Source organism: Pseudomonas sp. TE12508 (assembly GCF_056279485.1).
This window is the reverse complement of sequence record NZ_JBWCCN010000006.1, coordinates 31,086-54,756: the sequence shown is the minus strand read 5'-3', so window position 1 is coordinate 54,756 and position 23,671 is coordinate 31,086. Positions and strand designations below refer to the sequence as shown.

At 60.6% G+C, this 23,671-nt stretch carries 21 protein-coding genes; 17 read left to right on the top strand and 4 right to left on the bottom strand.

Going from position 1 to position 23,671, the window contains the following annotated elements; all coding sequences use genetic code 11:
* Positions 1-13 precede the first annotated feature (13 nt).
* Positions 14-1,012, top strand: coding sequence for a LysR family transcriptional regulator (locus ACZ9IM_RS09745; RefSeq protein ID WP_476223789.1), 999 nt, complete (start codon positions 14-16; stop codon positions 1,010-1,012).
* A 194-nt stretch (positions 1,013-1,206) separates the two neighbouring features.
* Here the strand turns inward: ACZ9IM_RS09745 and ACZ9IM_RS09740 are convergent, their stop codons facing one another.
* Together ACZ9IM_RS09740 and ACZ9IM_RS09735 are read right to left on the bottom strand one after the other, a co-directional pair.
* Entirely contained in the window at positions 1,207-1,614 is a 408-nt protein-coding gene (locus tag ACZ9IM_RS09740; protein WP_007905217.1) for a PA2817 family protein, read from the bottom strand.
* A gap of 100 nt (positions 1,615-1,714) precedes the next feature.
* A complete protein-coding gene (locus tag ACZ9IM_RS09735) occupies positions 1,715-4,162 on the bottom strand; it encodes an acyl-CoA dehydrogenase (protein ID WP_476223788.1) in 2,448 nt (815 codons plus the stop codon).
* A 248-nt stretch (positions 4,163-4,410) separates the two neighbouring features.
* On the opposite strand from ACZ9IM_RS09735, the gene ACZ9IM_RS09730 reads away from it, so the two are divergent.
* The 4 genes from ACZ9IM_RS09730 to ACZ9IM_RS09715 all read left to right on the top strand — a co-directional run bounded on the left by ACZ9IM_RS09730 (position 4,411) and on the right by ACZ9IM_RS09715 (position 7,578).
* A complete protein-coding gene (locus ACZ9IM_RS09730; protein WP_427627253.1) occupies positions 4,411-5,070 on the top strand; it encodes a transglutaminase-like domain-containing protein in 660 nt (219 codons plus the stop codon).
* Between the two features lie 43 nt (positions 5,071-5,113).
* Complete coding sequence (locus tag ACZ9IM_RS09725) at positions 5,114-5,737, top strand: glutathione S-transferase family protein (RefSeq protein ID WP_427627255.1); 624 nt, start codon at positions 5,114-5,116, stop codon at positions 5,735-5,737.
* A 132-nt stretch (positions 5,738-5,869) separates the two neighbouring features.
* Complete coding sequence (locus ACZ9IM_RS09720) at positions 5,870-6,802, top strand: ABC transporter ATP-binding protein (RefSeq protein ID WP_454187452.1); 933 nt, start codon at positions 5,870-5,872, stop codon at positions 6,800-6,802.
* Positions 6,799-7,578 carry an ABC transporter permease gene (locus tag ACZ9IM_RS09715; protein ID WP_007905224.1) on the top strand — a complete coding sequence of 260 codons (780 nt, stop codon included), beginning with the start codon at positions 6,799-6,801 and terminating at the stop codon, positions 7,576-7,578. Before ACZ9IM_RS09720 ends, ACZ9IM_RS09715 begins: the two co-directional genes overlap by 4 nt.
* Before the next feature lie 84 nt (positions 7,579-7,662).
* Here ACZ9IM_RS09715 and ACZ9IM_RS09710 read toward each other — a convergent pair whose 3' ends face one another.
* Positions 7,663-8,178 carry a DUF2062 domain-containing protein gene (locus tag ACZ9IM_RS09710; RefSeq protein WP_192343982.1) on the bottom strand — a complete coding sequence of 172 codons (516 nt, stop codon included), beginning with the start codon at positions 8,176-8,178 and terminating at the stop codon, positions 7,663-7,665.
* Positions 8,179-8,314: 136 nt separating this feature from the next.
* Here ACZ9IM_RS09710 and ACZ9IM_RS09705 point away from each other — a divergent pair, with 136 nt between their 5' ends.
* The 12 genes from ACZ9IM_RS09705 to ACZ9IM_RS09650 all read left to right on the top strand — a co-directional run bounded on the left by ACZ9IM_RS09705 (position 8,315) and on the right by ACZ9IM_RS09650 (position 19,778).
* Entirely contained in the window at positions 8,315-10,549 is a 2,235-nt protein-coding gene (locus ACZ9IM_RS09705; RefSeq protein ID WP_476223787.1) for a DNA internalization-related competence protein ComEC/Rec2, read from the top strand.
* 97 nt (positions 10,550-10,646) lie between these two features.
* Positions 10,647-11,282 carry a MotA/TolQ/ExbB proton channel family protein gene (locus tag ACZ9IM_RS09700; RefSeq protein ID WP_008067747.1) on the top strand — a complete coding sequence of 212 codons (636 nt, stop codon included), beginning with the start codon at positions 10,647-10,649 and terminating at the stop codon, positions 11,280-11,282.
* Positions 11,279-11,707, top strand: coding sequence for an ExbD/TolR family protein (locus ACZ9IM_RS09695; protein ID WP_427627264.1), 429 nt, complete (start codon positions 11,279-11,281; stop codon positions 11,705-11,707). The genes ACZ9IM_RS09700 and ACZ9IM_RS09695 overlap by 4 nt, the downstream gene beginning before the upstream one ends.
* Entirely contained in the window at positions 11,707-12,717 is a 1,011-nt protein-coding gene (gene lpxK / locus ACZ9IM_RS09690; protein ID WP_427627266.1) for a tetraacyldisaccharide 4'-kinase, read from the top strand. The genes ACZ9IM_RS09695 and lpxK overlap by 1 nt, the downstream gene beginning before the upstream one ends.
* Before the next feature lie 25 nt (positions 12,718-12,742).
* A complete protein-coding gene (locus tag ACZ9IM_RS09685) occupies positions 12,743-12,928 on the top strand; it encodes a Trm112 family protein (protein ID WP_003174668.1) in 186 nt (61 codons plus the stop codon).
* Positions 12,925-13,689 (top strand): 3-deoxy-manno-octulosonate cytidylyltransferase, encoded by a 765-nt coding sequence (gene kdsB / locus ACZ9IM_RS09680; protein ID WP_476223786.1) that lies wholly within the window; start codon positions 12,925-12,927, stop codon positions 13,687-13,689. Before ACZ9IM_RS09685 ends, kdsB begins: the two co-directional genes overlap by 4 nt.
* Positions 13,689-14,153 (top strand): low molecular weight protein-tyrosine-phosphatase, encoded by a 465-nt coding sequence (locus tag ACZ9IM_RS09675; protein ID WP_427627270.1) that lies wholly within the window; start codon positions 13,689-13,691, stop codon positions 14,151-14,153. Before kdsB ends, ACZ9IM_RS09675 begins: the two co-directional genes overlap by 1 nt.
* Positions 14,150-15,169, top strand: coding sequence for a UDP-N-acetylmuramate dehydrogenase (gene murB / locus ACZ9IM_RS09670; RefSeq protein WP_476223785.1), 1,020 nt, complete (start codon positions 14,150-14,152; stop codon positions 15,167-15,169). The genes ACZ9IM_RS09675 and murB overlap by 4 nt, the downstream gene beginning before the upstream one ends.
* Positions 15,170-15,416: 247 nt before the next feature.
* Positions 15,417-15,887 carry a (2Fe-2S)-binding protein gene (locus ACZ9IM_RS09665; protein ID WP_048395810.1) on the top strand — a complete coding sequence of 157 codons (471 nt, stop codon included), beginning with the start codon at positions 15,417-15,419 and terminating at the stop codon, positions 15,885-15,887.
* Positions 15,884-18,205, top strand: a complete 2,322-nt coding sequence (locus ACZ9IM_RS09660) for a xanthine dehydrogenase family protein molybdopterin-binding subunit (RefSeq protein ID WP_476223784.1) — start codon at positions 15,884-15,886, stop codon at positions 18,203-18,205. The genes ACZ9IM_RS09665 and ACZ9IM_RS09660 overlap by 4 nt, the downstream gene beginning before the upstream one ends.
* Positions 18,205-19,188, top strand: coding sequence for an XdhC family protein (locus tag ACZ9IM_RS09655; protein WP_427627277.1), 984 nt, complete (start codon positions 18,205-18,207; stop codon positions 19,186-19,188). The genes ACZ9IM_RS09660 and ACZ9IM_RS09655 overlap by 1 nt, the downstream gene beginning before the upstream one ends.
* Entirely contained in the window at positions 19,185-19,778 is a 594-nt protein-coding gene (locus tag ACZ9IM_RS09650; protein WP_476223783.1) for a nucleotidyltransferase family protein, read from the top strand. Before ACZ9IM_RS09655 ends, ACZ9IM_RS09650 begins: the two co-directional genes overlap by 4 nt.
* A 195-nt stretch (positions 19,779-19,973) precedes the next feature.
* Here the strand turns inward: ACZ9IM_RS09650 and rne are convergent, their stop codons facing one another.
* Positions 19,974-23,156, bottom strand: a complete 3,183-nt coding sequence (gene rne / locus ACZ9IM_RS09645) for a ribonuclease E (RefSeq protein WP_476223782.1) — start codon at positions 23,154-23,156, stop codon at positions 19,974-19,976.
* Positions 23,157-23,671: the final 515 nt, after the last annotated feature.

Below are 23,671 nucleotides of genomic sequence, written 5' to 3'. Positions count from 1 at the left end.
GGACTGTTGCGCTGTGAGCATAAATCTTCCCCTGCCGCTGCTCGGTGAAATGGCGATTTTCGTCAAGGTTGTCGAGACTGGCAGTTTCTCCGAAGCAGCACGCCAATTAGGTTCTTCACCCTCGGCGGTAAGTCGCAGCATTTCGCGGCTGGAGAAGGCACTCGCCACGCGGCTGCTGCAGCGAACCACGCGCAAGCTGCGCCTGAGTGACGGTGGCGAAGAGGTGTTCAAGCGTTGCCAGGAGATGGTCAGCGCGGCGAAGTCGGTGATGGAAATCAGCGGTCAGTTCACCCATGAGGCGGAAGGGCTGGTGCGTGTCAGCGTGCCCAAGGCTGTCGGGCGATTCGTGATTCATCCGCACATGCCCGAATTTCTGCGGCGCTATCCCAAAGTGAATGTGGAGTTGTTGCTCGAGGACCGTCAGGTGGATTTGATCGACGACAACGTCGATCTGGCGATCCGTATTACCGAGCGCCCGCCCGCGGGGCTGGTGGGGCGGCAGTTGCTGACCATTGATCATTTACTCTGTGCAACGCCACAGTACCTGGCCGAACACGGCACCCCGACTCATCCCCATGATTTGCTCAACCACAGCTGTATCTATCTGGGCGAAACCCCGAGCGATGCGCGCTGGAAATTCAAGAAAGGCAGCAAAGCCGTGACTGTCGGCGTGCGCGGACGTTATGCCGCCAATCACACGGGCGTGCGACTGGGCGCGGTATTGCAACACATCGGAATCGGCAGCCTGCCGTACTTCACCGCCCGTTATGCGCTGGAACAAGGGCTGATCGTGCAGGTATTGCCGGACTGGACTTTTCTGGCGTCCTACCACGGAGGCGCCTGGCTGCTGCATTCGCCCACCCGCTATCTACCGCCCAAGTTACGGGTATTTATCGACTACCTGGTGGAGTGCCTGGAGAAGGAACCGACCTTGAGCCGGCCGGGCAAACCGGGTGCGTTGGGCAAGGTCGCGGCAGAGTATGAGTTGCCCGAAAGTGATGGGTTGCTTTGACGGGCCTCTTCGCGAGCAAGCCCGCTCCCACATTTGATCTTCAGTGGACACAAATTCTATGTATGACAGAAATCCATTGTGGGAGCGGGCTTGCTCGCGAAGACGGCAGCCCAAACACCACATCACTCGGCAATGCCACAAAAAAAGGCCCGCATGAATAACCATGCGGGCCTTTGCATTTGCTGACAGTGGAATCAGTGCTTGCTGTCCTGGTTCGACATCGCCAGTAGCTGTTTTTCCTGATTCCAGTCGAACGGTTCGTCGTTCTGTTCGGCTTCGAAGCGACGTTCTTCAAGGGCCTGGTACAGGTCGATTTCATCATCGGGCATGTAATGCAGGCAGTCGCCGGCGAAGTACCACAGCAGGTCGCGCGGGACCAGGTGGGCGATTTGCGGATAGCGAGTGATCACCTGACACAGAATGTCCTGGCCCAGGTATTGGCTTTCGATCGGGTCGACCGGCAGCAATGCACGCAGTTCGTCGAAGCGCTCCAGGAACAAGGCATGGCTTTCTTCGGGAACCTGTTCGGCCTCACCTACGGCGACCAGGATGCTGCGCAGGTGGTCGAGCAAGACGAGATGATCGGCAACGACATTGGACACGAGATAAGTCCTCAAGAGCAAAACGGGCGCGGGAGTATAAAGCTCCTGCGCCCCTTTTCACATATTAAAGAGCCCCATGCAAGACACAGGGTCCGCCGGATCAGCGGACCTTGCCTTTGGCCAATACCAACTCCTTTGGATCGAAATCATCGACATCGATCACCTTGCGTCGCGCCACTTCTGCCTCGCGCAGGGTCTGGGCTTCAAGCGGTTGCAAGACGCCAGCCTCCAGGGCGGCATCAATGGGAGACTCTCCGACAGTGGGTTTGACCTGGCGACTTTTCAGTGCCGTATTGAGTTTTTTCTGTAGCGGCTTGGCAGCGTTCAACAAGTCGCAGGCGTGCTGCAGGGCGCCGACCGAATCCTCTGGCGATTGCGGGCGATAGCAGCCGCCCAGTAACTCCTCAAGGGTTGGATCGCCCTTGGCGCGGCCAGTGACGGCTGCAACTTCGGCCGCCAGCCTGTCCGACGGGCCTCTGTGGCGACGACCGAACGGGAACACCATCATCCGTAGCAGGCATCCAAGTACCTTGTTCGGGAAGTTGGTCAGCAGTTCGTCCAGCGCACGTTCGGACTGGCCGAGGCTCTCTTCCATGGCCCAGGCGAATAGCGGACGCATATGCTCCGGCGAATCGAGATCGTGATAACGCTTGAGTGCGCCGGAGGCCAGATACAGGTAACTGAGTACATCGCCCAGACGTGCGGACAGCCGTTCGCGGCGTTTCAGTTCGCCGCCCAGCAGCATCATGCTCAGGTCTGCAAGCAGCGCAAAGGCCGCGGCTTGACGGTTGAGGGCACGGAAATAGCCTTGGCTGAGCTTGTCCCCGGGCACGTGTTCGAAATGCCCGAGGCCGAGGTTCAGCACCAGCGTGCTGGCGGCGTTGCTCACGGCAAAACCAATGTGGTCGAGCAGCAGTGCATCGAACTCGATCAGTGCCTGTTGTTTGTCTTCGCGGTGGGCGAGGGCCATTTCCTTGAGCACGAACGGATGGCAGCGAATAGCGCCCTGGCCGAAGATCATCAAATTGCGTGTGAGGATGTTCGCACCTTCGACCGTGACGGAAATGGGCGCACCTTGCCAGCTACGCGCCAGGTAGTTGTTCGGGCCCATGATGATGGCCCTGCCGCCGTGAACATCCATGGCGTGGCTGATGCATTCGCGGCCGCGTTCGGAGAGGTGGTATTTGATAATGGCCGAAGGTACCGACGGCTTTTCGCCGAGATCGACCGCGTTGGCGGTGAGCATCCGTGCGCTGTCCATCAGCCAGGTACTACCGCCGATCCGCGCCAGTGCTTCCTGAATCCCTTCGAAGGCTGACAGTGGTGCGTTGAATTGTTCGCGAACCTGCGCGTATTGGCCCGTCACCAGACTGGTGAACTTGCCCGCAGCGGTACCGATGGCAGGCAGCGAAATGGAACGCCCGACCGACAGGCAGTTCATCAGCATCATCCAGCCCTCGCCGAGCATCTCCTGACCGCCAATGATGAATTCCAGCGGTACGAATACATCCTTGCCGGAGTTCGGGCCGTTCATGAATGAGGCGCCCAGCGGCAGGTGACGCCGACCGATTTCTACACCGGGGGTCTGGGTTGGAATCAAGGCGAGGCTGATCCCCAGGTCGACTCTGTCGCCCAGTAGATGATCCGGGTCATAAGCCTTGAACGCCAGGCCGATCAAGGTCGCAACCGGGCCGAGGGTGATGTAGCGTTTTTCCCAGTTCAGACGCAAGCCGAGGGTTTCCTTGCCTTCCCATTCACCTTTGCAGATCACCCCGGTGTCGGTCATCCCGCCGACGTTGGAGCCCGCCATCGGGCCTGTCAGGGCAAAGCAGGGAATATCGTCGCCGCGGGCCAGCCGTGGCAGGTAATGATTGCGTTGTTCGTCGGTGCCGTAATGCAGCAGCAGTTCCGCCGGGCCGAGGGAATTGGGCACCATGACGGTCGATGCCAGGTCGCCGCTGCGGGTGGCCAGTTTCATCGCCACTTGGGAGTGGGCATAAGCCGAGAAGCCTTTGCCACCATATTCCTTGGGGATGATCAGGGCAAAAAAGCCATGTTGTTTGATGTGATCCCAAGCCTTGGGCGGCAGATCCAGCAACTGGCCGATCTGCCAATCGCTGACCATGGCGCAGAGCTCTTCGGTCGGGCCATCGATGAACGCTTGTTCCTCTTCGCTCAGTTGCGCTTTTGGATAAGCCAGCAGCTTGTTCCAGTCCGGGCGCCCGCTGAACAGCTCGCCGTCCCACCAGACCGTGCCAGCTTCAATGGCTTCACGTTCGGTTTGCGACATCGGCGGCAGGTTTTTTTGAAACCAGCCGAATATTGGCGCAGTGAAGAGTTTTCGGCGCAGATCCGGCAGCAACAGGAAAGCGGTCACGGCCGCGAGCATCACCCAGAAAATCAGCATGAGCCAGACGGGGGCATGGCTGAAGATGCCCATCGCCAGCAGATAGACAGCGATGATGCCCAAGGCGGGCAGAGGCGCAGTGCGGCGATGTGCCAGGTAGGCAATCCCGACCACCAGAACCAGTATCCACAACAGCAACATATTCAATTCTCCATGAAGCCAGGGGCAAAACCACTTTCAGAGCTTAGACGGCATCCATAAAAGTGGGGGGCCAGAGCATGAGTCTGAGCGTGTAGGAAGCAACGGCTGAAATTCGTCAGTTATTTCGAGGGCGGACGGTTAAGCGCTGTTATCGACAGCGCGGTAAACGCTGATATTTGGCCGAAACGTCGTTATCTCTGTGCTGAAGGTGTCGCTAGACTCGTGGCTTCCCCCTGGAGATTGTTGCCATGCATGCGTATCTGAGCCCCGGCCGCTTCATCGACAGTGACCATCCCTCGGTGATGGAGTTCGCCGAAAAACATCGTGGCGCCGGGCGCGATCCGCTCGAACAGGCGATCAATCTCTATTACGCAGTGCGCGAGGCCGTACGCTACAACCCTTACACCTTCAGCCGCGATCCAGAAACCTTGCGCGGCAGCTATGCGCTGGCGGCGGGGGAGAGTTATTGCGTGCCCAAAGCCACGCTGTTGGCAGGTGCAGCCCGGCATTGCGGGATCCCGGCGCGTATCGGTCTGGCAGATGTGCGTAATCATTTGTCGACGCCGCGTCTGCTCGAGTTGCTCAAAAGCGATGTGTTCGCCATGCACGGCTACACCGAGTTGTATCTGAACGATCGTTGGGTCAAAGCCACACCGGCTTTCAATCAACAACTCTGCGAACTGTTCAATGTCGCGCCGCTGGAGTTCGACGGGATCAACGACAGCGTGTTCCACCCCTTCAACCGTGACGGCGAGCAGTTGATGGAATATCTGATCGATCACGGCCAGTTCACCGATGTGCCTGAAGCGTTCTTTTTCGAACACCTGGAAAAGTGCTATCCGCATCTGTTTGGCGAGCAGCTGCCGGTGCTACTGGGGGACATGCAGAGCGATTTGAGTCGCGCCTGATCCGGCGTATGCTGCCTGCGCATTCATCCAAAAAGGGGCGGTCATGCTGAAGATCTGGGGTCGGAAAAATTCGTCGAATGTCAGGAAGCCGTTGTGGGCGGCCGAAGAACTGGGCCTGGCCTATGAAGCCATCGATGCCGGCGGCGCCTTTGGTGTAGTCGACACGCCTGAGTACCGCGCGATGAATCCCAACGGCCGCGTGCCGGTGATCGACGACGACGGTTTTGTGCTGTGGGAATCCAACACCATCGTCCGTTACCTGATGGCCCGTCATGCCAGCGGTACTGCCTGGTATCCGACAGACCTGCAAGCCCGAGCCTCTGCCGAAAAGTGGATGGACTGGACCACCTCAAGTTTTGCCGCCCCGTTCCGCACGGTGTTCTGGGGCGTGTTGCGCACCCCGGAAGACCAGCAGGACTGGCCGGCCATCAAGGCTGCGATCAAGGAGTGCGACGATCTGCTGTCGATGGCCGATCAAGCGCTGGCGGCCAAACCGTATCTGTCGGGCGATGAGATCGGCATGGGCGACATTCCCCTGGGCAGTTTCATTTATGCCTGGTTCGAGATGCCGATCGAGCGCGCGCCGCAGCCTCATTTGCAGGCCTGGTACGAGCGCCTGAAACAGCGTCCGGCCTATCAGAAGGCGGTCATGACCGCGTTGACTTAATACTCACTATCGACACACTTGACTGTACTTGTGCGGCAGCGACAAGCACCATTGCGCTCGTGCGCCGCGGTTGCATTGCTCGCCGCCCGCCCTTATTTATTCCTTTCTTCCCTTCTTGGTGCGTAATCCGATATGAGTTCCGCTCTGTCCATCCGGCAGCTAACCAAAACCTACGGCAACGGTTTCCAGGCCTTGAGTGGTATCGATCTGGACGTCGCCGAAGGTGACTTTTTCGCCTTGCTCGGCCCCAACGGCGCCGGCAAATCCACGACCATCGGCATTCTTTCAACCCTGGTGAACAAGACCAGCGGCACGGTGAATATCTTCGGTCACGACCTGGACAAGAATCCTGCGCAACTCAAGCGCTCCATTGGTGTGGTGCCCCAGGAATTCAATTTCAACCAGTTCGAAAAGACGTTCGACATTGTCGTGACCCAGGCCGGTTACTACGGCATCCCGGCGAAAATCGCCAAGGAACGCGCCGAGCAGTACCTGACCCAACTGGGCCTGTGGGACAAGCGCGATGTGCCGTCGCGCTCCCTGTCCGGCGGCATGAAGCGCCGACTGATGATCGCCCGAGCGCTGGTTCACGAACCGCGCCTGCTGATTCTCGATGAACCGACGGCGGGGGTGGACATCGAATTGCGTCGCTCGATGTGGACTTTCCTCACCGAGCTGAACAAGAAAGGCATCACCATCATCCTCACCACCCACTATCTGGAAGAGGCTGAGCAGTTGTGCCGCAACATCGGCATCATCGACCACGGCACCATTGTCGAGAACACCAGCATGAAGCAGTTGCTCAGCCAGCTGCATGTCGAAACCTTCCTGCTGGATATGAAGAACACCTTGCAAGTGGCTCCGCAATTGCTCGGTTACCCGGCCAAACTGATCGACAGTCATACCCTGGAAGTCCAGGTCGACAAGGCCATGGGCATTACCGCGCTGTTCACCCAATTGGCGCAGCAGAACATCGAAGTGTTGAGCCTGCGTAACAAAACCAATCGCCTCGAGGAGTTGTTTGTGTCCCTGGTGGAGAAGAATCTGTCGAAGGTGGCGGTATGAGTTCCGAGCTGCAACCTAACCTCGTTGCCCTCAATACCATCGTCTACCGTGAGGTCAAGCGTTTCACCCGGATCTGGCCGCAGACCCTGCTGCCGCCGGCAATCACCATGGTTTTGTACTTCGTGATTTTCGGCAACCTGATCGGTCGGCAGATCGGCGACATGGGTGGTTTCACCTACATGGAGTACATCGTGCCGGGGCTGATCATGATGTCGGTGATCACCAACTCCTACGGCAACGTGGTGTCGAGTTTCTTTGGCAGCAAATTCCAGCGTTCCATCGAAGAATTGATGGTGTCGCCGGTGTCGCCGCATACGATTCTGATTGGCTACACCTTGGGCGGCGTGCTGCGCGGGTTGATGGTCGGGATCATCGTGACCCTGCTGTCGTTGTTCTTCACTCAATTGCAGGTGCATCACCTGGGCGTCACCGTTCTGGTGGTGGTGCTGACGGCGACGATTTTCTCGCTGCTGGGTTTCATCAACGCGGTATTTGCGCGCAACTTCGATGACATTTCGATCATCCCGACGTTCGTGCTGACGCCGTTGACCTACCTGGGCGGGGTGTTCTACTCAATCAGCTTGCTGCCACCGTTCTGGCAAACCGTGTCGCTGGCCAACCCGGTGCTGCACATGGTCAACGCCTTCCGTTACGGCATCCTCGGTGTGTCGGATATCAAGATCAGCGTGGCGATCACCTTCATGCTCATTGCGACCGTTGTGCTGTATATCGGTTGTGCGCGGTTGCTGGTGAGTGGGCGTGGGATGCGTACCTAAGGAAGATCGAGTCGCCTGCTCGCGATGGCGTCAGCACAAACACCGCAAAAAAACGGCCTCCCAAGCGGAGGCCGTTTTGCATTCTTACATCCGGCTACGCTTACGCCGCTTCCACTGCCGACTCACCCACCAGCGCCAATACATCATCACCAGGCAATAGGCGAGGGCACCCAGCACCAGCCCCGTCACCACCGAACCAAGCAAGAACGGTTGCCACAGGCTCGAGAGTTCGCCGCTGATCCATTCCCAGGTCAACTCATCCGGCAGGCTGCGGGCGGGGACATCCATCAGCCAGGCGCCGGTCTGGTAAGTGCAAAAGAACACCGCCGGCATGGTGATCGGGTTGGTCAGCCAAACCAGGCTGACAGCAATCGGCATGTTGCCGCGTACCACAATGGCAAGGATGGCCGCCAACAGCATCTGCAACGGGATGGGCAGGAACGCCGCGAACAGACCGACCGCCATGGCCCGTGCGACAGAGTGGCGATTGAGGTGCCAGAGGTTCGGGTCATGCAGCAGGGTGCCGAGAAAGCGTAAGGATTTGTGTTCCCTGATGCTGGTCGGGTCTGGCATGTAACGTTTGAATAAGCGCCGGGGCATAAGGCTTCTCGGTCGGTTCAGGCGGCAAGTATGTCTGGATTCTACGAGCCGCCCATTCAGACTTTGTGACAATTGATAACGACGTACGTGCGGCGCACCGACTAAGCCTAGGGAAGGGACTCTCAAGGACGGGCTTATGCGCACAGGGATGATGGCGCTGGCGTTGGGTTTGCTGGCCCTAAATTTTTTACCGGTATTACCGCCGGCAGGGTTGTGGTTGTTGTTGCCGGTAGTGGGTTTGATGTTGTTGCCGTTTCGAACTTTTTCCCTGGCATTTTTTCTGTTCGGTTTCAGTTGGGCGGGTGCGAATGCACAGTGGGCGCTGAATGATCGCCTGGCCGCGACGCTCGATGGCGAGACTCGCTGGCTCGAAGGTCGTGTGACCGGATTACCGCAGCAGGCCGAGGGCGTAGTGCGTTTCGAACTGACGGACAGTCAGTCGCGTCGCACCAGACTGCCTCGGCACCTGCGCCTGGCCTGGTATGGCGGGCCGCCCGTCAACAGCGGCGAGCATTGGCGGCTGGCGGTCAAATTGAAGCGTCCTGCCGGGTTGCTCAACCCGCATGCGTTCGATTACGACGCCTGGTTATTGGCCCGGCACATCGGCGCCACGGGGACCGTCAAGGATGGCCAGCGACTGATGGACGCGCAATGGGCCTGGCGCGACGGCATCCGTCAGCGTTTGCAGGCGGTGGATGCCCAAGGGCGAACGGGGGCGCTGACGGCGTTGGTGCTGGGGGATGGCGCCGGGCTGAGTCGTGAGGACTGGCAGGTGCTGCAAGACACCGGCACCGTGCATTTGTTGGTGATTTCCGGGCAGCACATCGGCTTGCTGGCGGGGGTGGTCTATCTGCTGATTGCCGGATTGGCGCGTTATGGTTTGTGGCCCAAGCGCTTGCCGTGGCTACCATGGGCATGCGGACTGGCGTTCGCGGCGGCGCTCGGTTATGGGCTGCTGGCCGGTTTCGAAGTGCCGGTGCAGCGAGCCTGTCTGATGATCGGTCTGGTGCTGTTGTGGCGACTACGGTTTCGTCACCTCGGCGCATGGTGGCCGCTGTTGCTGGCGCTTGATGGCGTTTTGCTGCTGGACCCGCTGGCGAGCCTGCAACCGGGTTTCTGGTTGTCCTTTGCAGCGGTCGCGGTGCTGATTTTCACTTTTGGCGGCCGATTGGGGGCATGGCGCTGGTGGCAAACCTGGACTCGCGCTCAATGGCTGATCGCGATCGGTCTGTGCCCGCTGCTGTTGGTGCTGGGGTTGCCGATCAGTCTCAGCGGGCCGCTTGCCAATTTGCTGGCGGTGCCCTGGGTCAGTCTGGTTGTCCTGCCGCCGGCCTTGCTTGGGACGATGTTGTTGCCCGTTCCTTATGTGGGCGAAGGATTGCTGTGGTTGGCCGGCGGTCTGATCGATCTTTTGTTCAAGGGGTTGGCGTTGATCGCCGGGCAATTGCCCGCGTGGGTTCCGGTGGCGGTCCCGTTGTGGGTATGGGCGGTCGGCACATTGGGGGCTTTTCTGCTGTTATTGCCGCGAGGCGTGCCGTTGCGCCCGTTGGGCTGGCCGATGCTGCTGTTACTGGTTTTTTCGCCCCGGCACACGTTGCCTGAAGGCATGGCCGAGGTCTGGCAACTGGATGTCGGTCAGGGTTTGGCAATCCTGGTGCGTACCCGCCATCACACCTTGCTGTATGACGCCGGGCCACGGTTCGGCGATATCGATCTGGGTGAGCGGGTGGTGTTGCCGTCATTGCGCAAACTGGGTGTGAACGGGCTCGATCTGATGCTGATCAGCCATGCCGACGCCGATCACGCCGGCGGTGCGCGAGCAATTGCCAATGGAATACCGGTGAAGCAAATACTGAGCGGCGATCACCAGGCCCTGCCAGACGAACTGCACGCCGAGGGCTGCGAGAGCGGTCGGCAATGGGCGTGGGACGATGTGAAGTTTCAACTCTGGCAGTGGCCGTCTGCCATCGACAGCAATCAGAAGTCCTGTGTGCTGCAGATCGAAGCCAATGGCGAGCGGTTGCTGCTGACTGGCGATATCGATAGCGCGGCCGAGCGGGCGCTGCTCGACGGTCCATTGGCGGTGCCGACGGATTGGTTGCAGGCCCCGCACCATGGCAGTCGCAGTTCATCTTCGATGGCGTTGCTCAGCATATTGCAACCCAAAGCGGTGCTGATCTCCCGTGGCAACGGCAATTCTTTCGGCCACCCCCATCCCACGGTCGTGGCGCGGTATCAAAAACGCGGCGTGGCGATTTACGACAGCGCCGAGCAAGGTGCCATTCGTCTGCAACTGGGGCGCTTCAAGCCGCCGTGGACGATGCTTCAAGAACGGCGCTTCTGGCGCGATCTGCCACCATCCAGCCAGTAACCCGAACTGTCGAAGCCCGACCGGATACGACATCGCGGTCTTCGGTGCGTCCACCCCCTATGTTAGAGTGGCGCACTTTTTCGAGGGGACTGTCACTGTGTGGGAATTGGTCAAATCCGGCGGCTGGATGATGCTGCCGATCATTCTGAGTTCCATCGCGGCCATGGCGATCGTCGCCGAGCGTCTCTGGACCCTGCGTGCCAGCCGCGTGACCCCGGAGCATTTGCTCGGGCAGGTCTGGGTCTGGATCAAGGACAAACAACTCAATAAAGAAAAGCTCAAGGAACTGCGTGCCAACTCTCCGTTGGGCGAGATCCTGGCCGCCGGTCTGGCGAATTCCAGGCATGGCCGCGAGATCATGAAAGAGTGCATCGAAGAAGCCGCTGCGCGGGTGATTCACGAGCTCGAACGCTACATCAATGCCCTCGGCACCATCGCCGCCATGGCCCCGTTGCTGGGTCTGCTGGGTACGGTGCTGGGCATGATCGATATTTTCAGTGCATTCATGGGCACGGGCATGGGCACCAACGCCTCGGTGCTGGCCGGTGGTATTTCCAAGGCGCTGATCACCACCGCTGCAGGCCTGATGGTCGGTATTCCGGCCGTGTTCTTCCACCGCTTCCTGCAACGCCGCATAGATGAGCTGGTGGTAGGCATGGAGCAGGAAGCGATCAAGCTGGTTGAGGTGGTGCAGGGTGACCGCGACGTGGATCTGGCTGAGGGCAAAGCGTGAAATTCCGTCGTAAACCGCGGGAAACGGTCGACATAAACCTCGCGTCGTTGATCGACGTGGTGTTTATCCTGCTGCTGTTTTTCGTTGTAACCACCACCTTCACCCGTGAAACCCAGTTGCGCGTCGACCTGCCGGAAGCGGTCAGCGGTTCCCCGGCCGAAGACCAGCAGGCCAAGCAACTGGACATCGCTATCAGCGCCGAAGGGGTGTTCTCGGTCAACAACCAATTGTTGCCCAAGAATGACCTGACCAGCCTGATGGAAGCGCTACAGAAAGAATCCAACGGCGATACCAACCTGCCGTTGTCCATCAGCGCTGATGGCAAGACCCCCCATCAGTCCGTTATCACCGCAATGGACGCTGCCGGCAAGCTCGGTTTCAGTCACTTGCGCATGACCACAGTCGAGGCGGCACCGGCGTCCTGATGGCCATGTCCGATCGATTGCTCGCTGCGTGGTACGAAGGTCATCCGGCGTTGAAGCTGTTGCAGCCTCTGGAATGGCTGTATCGACGCGTGGTCACCGGCAAGCGCAAACGCTTTTTGGCGGGCGAGGGCGAGATCTACCAACCGCCGGTGCCGCTGATCGTGGTCGGCAACATCACGGTAGGCGGCACCGGCAAGACGCCGCTGATTCTGTGGATGATCCAGCACTGCCAGCGCAACGGTCTGCGGGTCGGCGTGGTTAGCCGTGGCTACGGCGCCAAACCTGCGCAATTGCCGTGGCGGGTCGAGGCGGATCAAGGCGCGGACATGGCGGGCGATGAGCCATTGCTGATCGTCCAGCGTACCGGCGTGCCGCTGATGATCGATCCGGACCGCAGCCGCGCGGTCAAAGCCTTGCTGGCGAGCGAGCCGCTGGACCTGATCCTCTCCGACGACGGCATGCAGCATTACCGGCTGGCCCGGCATCTGGAACTGGTGCTGATCGATGCCGCCCGGGGGCTGGGCAACCAGCGTTGCCTGCCGGCCGGGCCGTTGCGCGAACCGATCGAGCGCCTGCAAAGCGTCGATGCGGTGCTTTACAACGGTGCCACGGCCGACCGCATCGACGGTTTTGCCTTCCAGCTGCAACCCACAGCACTGGTCAACCTGCAAAGCGGCGAACGCCGGCCCCTTGACCACTTCCCCTCAGGCCAGGCTATTCACGCCGTGGCCGGGATCGGCAATCCCCAGCGTTTCTTCACGACCCTCGAAACGCTACACTGGCGGCCAGTGTTGCATGCATTTGCCGACCACGCCGAGTACAGCGTGCAGGCCTTGAATTTCACACCGTCATTGCCAGTGGTGATGACGGAAAAGGACGCGGTGAAGTGCCGTGCCTTCGCCGCCGCCGATTGGTGGTACCTGGCGGTCGATGCTGCGCCATCGCCGGCCTTCGTGGCCTGGTTCGATACGCAGCTGATGCGCCTGTTGCCGGCTCGTCTTTTGCCTTAAATCCGTTTCTATCCAGGGAATGTTCATGGACACCAAATTGCTCGATATCCTCGCTTGCCCGATCTGCAAAGGTCCGCTCAAGCTCAGCGCCGACAAAACCGAGCTGATCAGCAAGGGCGCTGGCCTCGCATACCCGATTCGCGACGGCATCCCGGTGATGCTCGAAAGTGAAGCGCGCACCCTGACCACCGACGAGCGTCTGGATAAATGACCACAGCCTTTACCGTTGTCATTCCGTCGCGCTATGCCTCCACCCGTCTGCCGGGCAAACCCCTGCTGCTGATCGCCGGCAAGCCGATGATCCAGCACGTCTGGGAACAGGCGAGCAAAAGCAGTGCCCAGCGCGTGGTCGTTGCCACTGACGATGCGCGCATTGTCGAGGCCTGCAAAAGCTTTGGTGCCGACGTGGTGCTGACGCGCGAAGACCATAATTCCGGCACTGACCGTCTGGCCGAAGTCGCGGCGAAACTGGGCCTGGCCCCGGACGCCATTGTGGTCAACGTTCAGGGCGACGAGCCGTTGATTCCGCCGAGCGTGATCGATCAGGTCGCCGCCAACCTGGCCGCCCACACCGAAGCGCGCATGGCCACCCTGGCCGAGCCGATCGAAGACGTGGAAATCTTGTTCAATCCCAACGTGGTCAAGGTGGTCAGCGACCTCAATGGCCTGGCGCTGACGTTCAGTCGAGCCACTTTGCCGTGGGCTCGCGACGCGTTCGCCAAGAGCCGCGAGCAATTGCCGGAAGGCGTGCCGTATCGCCGCCACATCGGCATTTATGCCTATCGCGCCGGTTTCCTGCAGGACTTCGTCATCTGGGGCCCGTGCTGGCTGGAAAACACCGAGTCTCTGGAGCAACTGCGGGCGCTCTGGCACGGCGTGCGGATTCACGTCGCCGATGCGCTGATCGCACCGCCCACCGGCGTCGACACCCCTGAAGACCTCGAGCGCGTTCGTCGCTTGCTGGAGGCCTGATGCGGGTTCTGTTCGTCTGTCTGGGCAACATCTGCCGTTCGCCCACGGCCGAAGGTGTATTGCGGCACAAACTGCGTGAGGCGGGGCTGGCCGATCAAGTCGAAGTGGCCTCCGCCGGCACCGGTGACTGGCACGTCGGCAAGGCCCCGGACAAGCGCAGCCAGGCCGCGGCGAAGCTGCGCGGCTACGACCTGTCCGCCCAGCGCGCTCAGCAAGTGACCCGCGCCGATTTCGCCACCTACGACCTGATTCTGGCGATGGACAACAGCAACCTGCGCCACCTCAAGGCCTTGCAACCGGCCAAGGGCAAGGCCGAGTTGGACCTGTTCCTTCGTCGCTACCAGTCGGAAATCGATGAAGTGCCGGACCCTTATCACGACAGCGACCAGGGTTTCGAACAGGTGCTGGACCTGATCGAGCGCGCCAGCGATCTGCTCGTAATCGAATTGAAGGGCCGGTTATGAGTTTGCAGGTTCAACCCCGGGTTTCGCTCAAGCCGTACAACAGCTTTGGCGTAGATGTTCAGGCCCGGCTGTTTGCCGAAGCCCATAGCGATGCTGACGTGCGCGAAGCCCTGGCCTATGGGTTGGAACATGATGTGCCGGTGCTGGTGATCGGCGGCGGCAGCAATTTGCTGCTGACTGCTGATGTGCAGGCGCTGGTACTGCGCATGGCCACACGCGGGATTCGCATCCTCAGTGATGACGGCAGCAAGGTCGTGATTGAAGCCGAGGCCGGCGAGCCTTGGCATCCGTTTGTGCAGCACACCTTGGTGCAAGGGCTGTCGGGGCTGGAAAACCTCAGCTTGATCCCCGGCACTGTCGGCGCGGCACCGATGCAGAACATCGGCGCTTATGGCGTCGAGATAAAAGACGTTTTTGCCGGCCTGACCGCCCTCGATCGCCAGACCGGTGAGCTGCGCGACTTCTCGCTGGCCGAGTGCAACTTCGCCTACCGCGACAGCCTGTTCAAACAGGAACCGGGGCGGTGGTTGATCCTGCGCGTTCGTTTTGCCCTGGATCACGCCGCACACCTGCATCTGGAGTACGGCCCGGTGCGTCAGCGCCTGACTGAACAGGGCATTGATCACCCGACTGCCACCGATGTCAGCCAGGCCATTTGCAGCATTCGCAACGAAAAGCTCCCGGACCCGGCGGTGCTTGGCAATGCCGGCAGCTTCTTCAAGAACCCCTTGGTGCCGGCAACATTAGTGGCGCAACTCAAGGAGCAATACCCGGAGCTGGTGGCCTACGCGCAACCCGACGGGCAAATGAAGCTGGCGGCGGGCTGGCTGATCGAACGGGCCGGCTGGAAAGGCTTTCGCGAAGGCGATGCCGGTGTACACAAATTACAGGCACTGGTGCTGGTCAACTACGGCGGCGCAACAGGCCTGCAATTGCTGAACCTGGCACAACGTATTCAGAAAGATATTTCAGAGCGATTCAAAGTCGACCTGGAAATGGAACCCAATCAGTATTGAGGCTAGGCTTTCAGGCTGATTCCAAAGCCCTGCACATCTTTCAAATGTGCAGGGCTTTTTTGTTAATGCTCAGTTAACTTAGCCACCTAACGATGCAAGCATTTGCTCCACCAAAGGCCCGATGCAGACGTCGCCGTCTGCATAAGAGAGCCCATTAGCCTGAGTCGATCTGCGTGAAGGAACCCAGCGACAGATTGCTCGACCCCATAACCTCGACCTCTTATGAGAAAAAATGGCGGGCGTGCCCATGATTACCCTGAAACTCAATGGACAAGATCATCAACTAGATGTCACCGAGGACATGCCGCTGCTCTGGGCGATCCGTGACGTGGCCGGTTACAACGGCACCAAATTCGGCTGCGGCATGGGCCTGTGTGGCGCCTGCACCATTCATATCGACGGCGCGCCTGCGCGCAGTTGCATAACGCCAATCGGCTCGGTAATCGGCCAGAACGTCACCACCATCGATAACCTGCACGCCGACCCGGTTGGCAAAGTCGTGCAGCAAGCCTGGCTCGACAGCGCCGTGGCTCAGTGCGGGTACTGCCAGGGTGGGCAGATCATGTCGGCCACGGCGTTGCTGAAAACCAATCCCAACCCCAGCGACGAGCAGATTGAAGAGGCGATGGTCGGCAATATTTGCCGTTGCGGCACCTACAACCGGATCAAGACCGCCATCCGTCAGGCATCCACTCACCTGAAGGAGGCCAAGGCATGAGCCAGCTACCCAATGATTTTGCGCTGAGCAACCTCAGCCGCCGTGGTTTCCTCAAAGGCGTGGGCGCCACCAGTGCGCTGGTGCTGGCAGCCAGTTGGGGTTGGCAAGACGCGCTCGCCGCTGAAAAAGACAAGAAGTTCGGCGCCGACGGCATGCCCAATGGCTGGATCGATGATCCTAAGGTTTACGTCAGCATCGCCGCCGATGGCAGCGTGACCGTGGTTTGCAACCGCTCGGAAATGGGCCAAGGCGTACGCACCAGCCTGACCATGGTAGTAGCTGATGAACTGGACGCCGACTGGGCGCTGGTCAAAGTGCAACAGGCGCCGGGCGACGAAGTGCGTTTCGGCAATCAGGACACTGACGGTTCGCGCAGCATGCGTCACTGGTACGAGCCGATGCGCCGTTGCGGTGCTGCCGCGCGGACCATGCTTGAGCAAGCCGCCGCCGCGCAGTGGAAAGTGCCAGTCAGCGAGTGCCGTGCGCAACTGCATAAAGTCATTCACCAACCGACCGGTCGTGAACTGGGCTACGGCGCGCTGGCCGCTGCTGCCGGTGCACTGGCGGTGCCGGCCCGCGACAGTCTGCGGCTCAAGCAGCCATCGGAATTCCGTTACATCGGCAAGGAAGGCACCAAGGCCATCGACGGTGAGGACATCGTCAATGGTCGTGCGGTCTACGGCGCCGATGTGCATTTCGACGGCATGCTGTTCGCCACCATCGCGCGGCCAGCGGTCTACGGCGGCAAGGTAAAATCCTTCGATGCCAGCGCCGCGATGAAAGTCCCGGGCGTAATCAAGGTTCTGCAAATCGAAAGCCGACCATTGCCGTCCGAATTTCAACCTCTGGGCGGCGTGGCCGTGGTGGCCAGCAATACCTGGGCCGCTATCAAGGGCCGCGAAGCGCTGAAGATCGAGTGGGATGACGGCCCCAACGCCAGTTACGACTCGATCGCCTACCGCAAGGAACTCGAAGCCGCGTCCCTCAAGCCCGGCAAAGTGGTGCGCAATACCGGCAGCATCGACCAGGCCATGAGCAGCGCCGACAGCACCCTCGAAGCCTCTTACTACCTGCCGCACCTGGCGCAATCGCCAATGGAACCGATGGTCGCCATCGCCCGCTTCAAGGACGGCGTGTGCGAAGCCTGGGCCCCAAGCCAGGCCCCGCAAGTCACCCGCGAACGGATCGGCGAGCGCCTCGGCATTCCATTCGATAACGTCACGTTCAACGTCACCTTGCTCGGCGGCGGTTTCGGTCGCAAGTCCAAGCCGGACTTCGTCGTTGAAGCGGCGATCCTGGCCAAGGAGTTCCCGGGTAAGGCGGTGCGGGTGCAATGGACCCGTGAAGACGACATCCACAACTCCTATTTCCACACCGTGTCTGCTGAATACCTGAAAGCCAGCCTGAACAAGGACGGCCTGCCGTCCGGCTGGCTGCACCGCACAGTGGCGCCGAGTATCACCGCACTGTTCGCGCCGGGCATGAACCATGAGGCGGCTTTCGAACTGGGCATGGGCTTTACCAACATGGCTTACGCGATCCCCAACGTGCGCCTGGAAAACCCTGAAGCGACGGTCCATACCCGGGTCGGCTGGTATCGCTCGGTGTCGAACATTCCCCACGGCTTTGCGATTCAGAGCTTTGTCGATGAACTGGCCCACAAGGCTGGCCAGGATCCACTCAAGTACCAGATCAAATTGCTCGGGCCGGACCGTCAGATCGATCCGCGCACCTTGAGTGAAGAGTGGAACTACGGCGAATCTCCCGAGCGTTATCCAATCGACACTGCACGGATGCGCACCGTGCTGGAAACCGCCGCCAAAGCGGCCGGTTGGGGGCGTGAGTTGCCCAAGGGCCGAGGCTTGGGCTTGGCGGTGCACTACAGTTTTGTCACTTATGTGGCGGCGGTGATCGAGGTGGAAGTCAAAGACGATGGCACGCTGATCGTGCACAAGGCCGACATCGCCGTGGATTGCGGCCCGCAGATCAACCCCGAGCGGATTCGCTCGCAATTCGAAGGTGCCTGCGTCATGGGGCTGGGCAACGCTGTGCTGGGGGAGATCAGCTTCAAGGACGGCAAGGTTCAGCAGGACAACTTCCACATGTACGAAGTGGCGCGCATGTCCCTGGCGCCGAAGGAAGTCGCCGTGCATCTGGTCACGCCACCGGGCAATGTGCCATTGGGCGGAGTCGGTGAGCCGGGCGTGCCGCCGATTGCGCCAGCGCTGTGCAACGCAATCTTCGCCGCCACCGGCAAGCGCATCCGTAATCTGCCGGTACGCTATCAGCTGCAAGGTTGGCAGAAGGCACAAGCCTGATGGACAGCGTCGATCTGAACGTCCTGCGCAGCGTGCTGGAATGGCGCCGCGCCGGTCAGCGGGTGATGTTGTACAGCGTGGTCCAGACCTGGGGCACCGCACCCCGGGCACCTGGCGCCATGCTGGCCTTGCGTGAAGACGGCGTGGTGATTGGCTCGGTGTCCGGTGGCTGCGTCGAGGATGACCTGATTGCCCGGCTGCACGATGGCCGTATCCCGGCCGATGGGCCGCCGGTGCAGTTGATTACCTATGGCGTCACCCGGGAGGAGGCCGCACGGTTTGGTTTGCCGTGCGGTGGCACGTTGCGCCTGACCGAGGAGCGCGTCGGTGATCCGGCGTGGGTTGCCGAATTGCTGACGCGCTGCGAGGCCCATGAAATCGTTGCGCGTGAGCTGAACCTGGCGACCGGTGAAGTGATTCTGCAGCCAGCGAGCAAGACTGATGTGCTGGTGTTTGACGGACAGACCTTGCGCGCCATTTATGGTCCGCGCTGGCGGCTGTTGCTGATCGGCGCCGGCCAACTGTCGCGCTACGTTGCCGAGATGGCACGGCTGCTGGATTTCGAAGTGCTGATCTGCGATCCGCGCACCGAGTTCGTCTACGGCTGGGAAGAGCAACACGGTCGCTTCGTCCCGGGCATGCCCGACGAAGCGGTGCTGACCATCCAGACCGACGAGCGCACAGCCATTGTCGCGCTGACCCACGATCCACGCCTGGATGACATGGCGCTGCTCACGGCGCTGGACTCCAAGGCGTTTTATGTCGGTGCGCTGGGTTCGCGGATCAATAGCCAGAAGCGCCGGGACAACCTGGCTCAGCTAGGCTTGTCACAACAGGCCATCGAGCGCTTGCACGGCCCGATCGGTTTGCACATCGGCAGCCATACACCGGCGGAAATCGCCTTGTCGCTGCTGGCCGAAATTGTGGCGATCAAGAACGGCGTCGAGCTGAAACACAAGAGGCCGTTGCAGGAGGGCGTATGAGCGACTCCATTGGCGTTATCGTTCTGGCCGCGGGGCAGGGCAGTCGGTTTCGACAGGTAGCGGGTGACGACAAGGACAAGCTGCTAGTGGACTGCACCGCTCGTGATGGCGTCACCGTGCATTCGGTGATCGAGCAGGTGCTGGTAAATCTGCCGGCCACGCTTGAGAAGCGCGTGCTGGTGACCACGGCGGATCGCCCGCAAGTGATTCGCATGGCTCAGGCCTATGGTTGCGAGATTGTGCGGATCGAGTCGACCGGTCTGGGCGACAGCATTGCGGCGGGTGTGACGGCGTGTTCACAACTCGGTGGCTGGTTGATCGTGCTGGGGGACATGCCGTTTATTCTGCCGTCCAGTATTGAGCAGGTCGTCGCGGCCATTGCGGATGATGCCGTCAGCGTGCCGGTGCATGAGGGGCAGTATGGGCATCCGGTGGGGTTCGGGCGAAGCTTTGGTCCGGGATTGATGGCGTTGACCGGTGATCACGGCGCCAAGTCGCTGTTCGCACAGGCGAGGGTGGTCGAGGTGGCAGTGGAGGATCCCGGGGTGTTGTGGGATGTGGATGTGCCAGAGGCGTTGATCTTTGCCTGATGGATGATCGTTCCCACGCTCTGCGTGGGAATGCCTCAATGGACGCTCTGCGTCCGCTTGGGACGCGGAGCGTCCCGGGCTGCATTCCCACGCAGAGCGTGGGAACGATCCACAACGCGGTCCCGCTGCTTCCCCGCAAACATAAAAAAGCCCCGCCTGGGATCACCAGGCGGGGCTTTTTAATGGCCGATGGAATCAGGCGAGGGGTTTAGGCTCGTGCTCTTTTTCCTGGGCTTGCTCGTGTTGCTCTACCGCTTCCTGAACGGAGCGCGGTGCTTCGTCGATCGCGGATTCAACCGGTTCGGCAGCGACTTCAGCGGCCGGGGCAGGGGCTGCCTCGACAACTTCAGCAACAACCGGGGCTGGCTCGGCAGCGGCCGGAGCAGCAGCGGCAGCCAGTTCGGCTTCCTTCTGCAGACGCTCGGCTTCACGCTTGCGACGACGCACTTCACGCGGGTCATTCGGCGCACGGCCACTTGGGGTCAGGGCGCTGACAGGGGTGGCTTCAACCACCGGTTCGGCAACCACAGGCGCTTCAACCACCGGAGCAGGCTCGGCAGCAGCAACCACTGGCTCGGAGACCATGGCTTCGGCAACCGGAGCTTCAGCGGCTGGCGCTGGAGCTTCGACCGCTACAGGTGGCTCGGCAACCCAGTTGAACGTGGTTTGTTCTTCGCGAACTTCACGTACCGGTTCAGCCGGCGCTTCAACCACAGGCTCGGTAGCAGCCACTGGTTCAGCGACGACGGCCGGCTCAGCGGCAGCTTCAACTTCAGGCTGTGCTTCACGAACCGGTGCTACTTCGATTTCCGGAGCAGCGGTGACTTCTACTGGTGTGGTCGCTTCAACCACTGGAGCTTCAACCGGAGCGGTTTCCAGAGTGGCGGCAGTGGCGCGTTCAGCTTGCTCATTGGCTTGTGCTTCAGCAGGTGCGCTGATCACGGAACTGGCAACGGCTGCGGTAACAGCCAGGCCGGCGGCCAGATCGGCAGCGCTTGGCGCTTCGGCGTTTTCAGCCGATTCGGACTCTTCCGAACCTTCGATCACGTTGCCGTTGGCATCGCGTTGACGCTCACGACGGTTGCTGCGACGACGCTGGCCACGGGAGCGGCGGCGAGGACGATCGCCTTCGGTGCCTTCCTGACCGTCTTCCTGCAGTTGCTCTTCGTTGGTGCTCAACTCTTCTTCAGCAACGGCAGCAGCGGCTTGCTCGGTACGTGGCTGACGTTCTTCACGCGGTGGGCGTGGAGCGCGTTCTTCACGTGGCTGACGGGCTGGACGCTCTTCAGCGTTGGCAGCGGCGGCCGGAGCGGCATCCAGAGGCTCGCGCAATTCACGAACCGGACGTTCTTCACGCTCGCCACGTGGCTTGCGATCTTCACGCGGGGTGCGCGGTGCACGTTCTTCACGAGGGGCGCGTGGTGCACGCTCTTCACGTGGAGCGCGTTCCAGGGCAACTGCTGGAGCTTCTTCGCGGGCCTCACGTGGCTCACGTGGTGCGCGTTCTTCACGCGGTGCACGTTCCTCACGAGGCTTGCGCTCTTCATCGCGGCGACCGTTACGGTTGCGGCTCTGCTGACGGCCGTTGCGGCGCTCTTCGTTGCGAGCAGGGCGTTCGGTGGCTGGCTTTTCAACCACAACCGGCGCAGCAGGCTCTTCCTTGGTGGCGAACAGGCTGACCAGCGACTTCACCAGGCCTTTGAACAGGCTTGGCTCTGGGGCGACGGCCGGTGCAGCTACCGGAGCCGCGACGACTTCGGTCGGAACCGGAGCGTTGGCGCGGGCCGGAGCCGTCTTGACCGCGGCTTCCTGGCGAACCAGGGTGCGGGTCGCGGCGGCTGGCTGGACTTCTTCGACTTCGGCAGCGGCAGCGGCGATTTCGTAGCTGGACTGGCCGACCGCGGCTTCCGGGCTGTCATCGCGCAGGCGCTGAACTTCGAAGTGCGGCGTTTCGAGGTGATCGTTCGGCAGAATGACGATGCGGGCACGGGTGCGCAGTTCGATCTTGGTGATCGAGTTGCGTTTTTCGTTGAGCAGGAAAGCTGCAACCGGAATCGGCACTTGTGCGCGAACTTCGGCGGTGCGGTCTTTCAGGGCTTCTTCTTCGATCAGGCGCAGGATCGCCAGCGACAGCGATTCAACGTCACGGATGATGCCGGTGCCATTGCAACGCGGGCAGACGATGCCGCTGCTTTCGCCCAGGGATGGACGCAGGCGCTGACGGGACATTTCCAGCAGGCCGAAGCGCGAGATGCGACCGACTTGCACGCGAGCGCGGTCGGCTTCCAGGCATTCGCGGACTTTCTCTTCCACGGCGCGCTGGTTCTTGGCAGGGGTCATGTCGATGAAGTCGATGACGATCAGGCCGCCGATGTCGCGCAAGCGCAACTGACGGGCGATTTCTTCGGCAGCTTCAAGGTTGGTCTGCAGTGCGGTTTCTTCGATGTCGCTGCCTTTGGTGGCGCGCGCCGAGTTGATGTCGATGGACACCAGAGCTTCGGTCGGATCGATAACGATGGAGCCGCCGGAAGGCAGTTCGACGACGCGCTGGAAGGCGGTTTCGATCTGGCTTTCGATCTGGAAACGGTTGAACAGCGGAACGCTGTCTTCGTACAGTTTGATTTTGCTGGCGTACTGCGGCATCACCTGACGAATGAAGGTCAGGGCTTCATCCTGGGCTTCAACGCTGTCGATCAGTACTTCGCCGATGTCCTGGCGCAGGTAATCGCGGATGGCGCGGATGATCACGTTGCTTTCCTGGTAGATCAGGAACGGCGCGGAACGGTCCAGCGAAGCTTCTTTGATGGCGGTCCACAGTTGCAGCAGGTAATCGAGGTCCCACTGCATTTCTTCGCTGCTGCGACCAAGGCCGGCAGTGCGAACGATCAGACCCATGTCGGCCGGGGCAACCAGACCGTTCAGGGCTTCACGCAGTTCGTTGCGCTCTTCACCTTCGATGCGACGGGAGATACCGCCGGCACGCGGGTTGTTCGGCATCAGCACCAGGTAACGACCGGCCAGGCTGATGAAGGTGGTCAGGGCGGCGCCCTTGTTGCCACGTTCTTCCTTTTCGACCTGAACGATGACTTCCTGGCCTTCGCTCAGGACGTCCTTGATGTTGACGCGGCCTTCGGGGGCTTTCTTGAAGTATTCGCGGGAGATTTCTTTGAGGGGCAGGAAGCCGTGGCGCTCAGAGCCGAAATCGACAAAGGCAGCCTCGAGGCTTGGTTCGATGCGAGTAATCCGGCCTTTATAGATGTTGGCCTTCTTCTGCTCGCGTGCACCGGATTCGATGTCCAGGTCGTAGAGGCGCTGGCCATCTACCAGTGCAACACGCAACTCTTCGGGTTGAGTTGCGTTAATCAGCATTCTTTTCATGTAGTACCGTCGGTTTCCGGGCTGCCGGAAACGGCGTTCGGCACACACGACTTCTCACGGTCGGTGTCAGGTGCGTCAGGAGTGGTTGGCCACTCCAGTGTCTAGCGAACCCCGGCCAATTGGGCCGGTGTCGCGACGTACGCGTCCTGCTTGCTGTGGCTACTTAAGCACTCAGTCAGGAGGAGGAATCAACCGGCGGCTGTGGACGAGATGAAGCGTCTTGATAAAGCCTATTGCTACACAGTCCAGCGGTTGTGCATCTCCACCCTACACGTATCCCTGATAATTCGGGTGCTGCCGCGCGCAGAATCCGCAGCGGGTTGGCATTTACCGTGAGCTCCGAAAGGGGAGGTCACGCATCATGGCTAATTTAGGCGGTGTTTCCGAAGCGTTCGCTCGGGGTCGTTCGCAGCTGACTGCACTTTGTGAACTGGCCGTGAATATTTGCTCGGAAGGCGAGTGAAAACTCTGCTTTGCGGCATGATTCAGGCCTTATGTCACCTGCGCTCGTTACA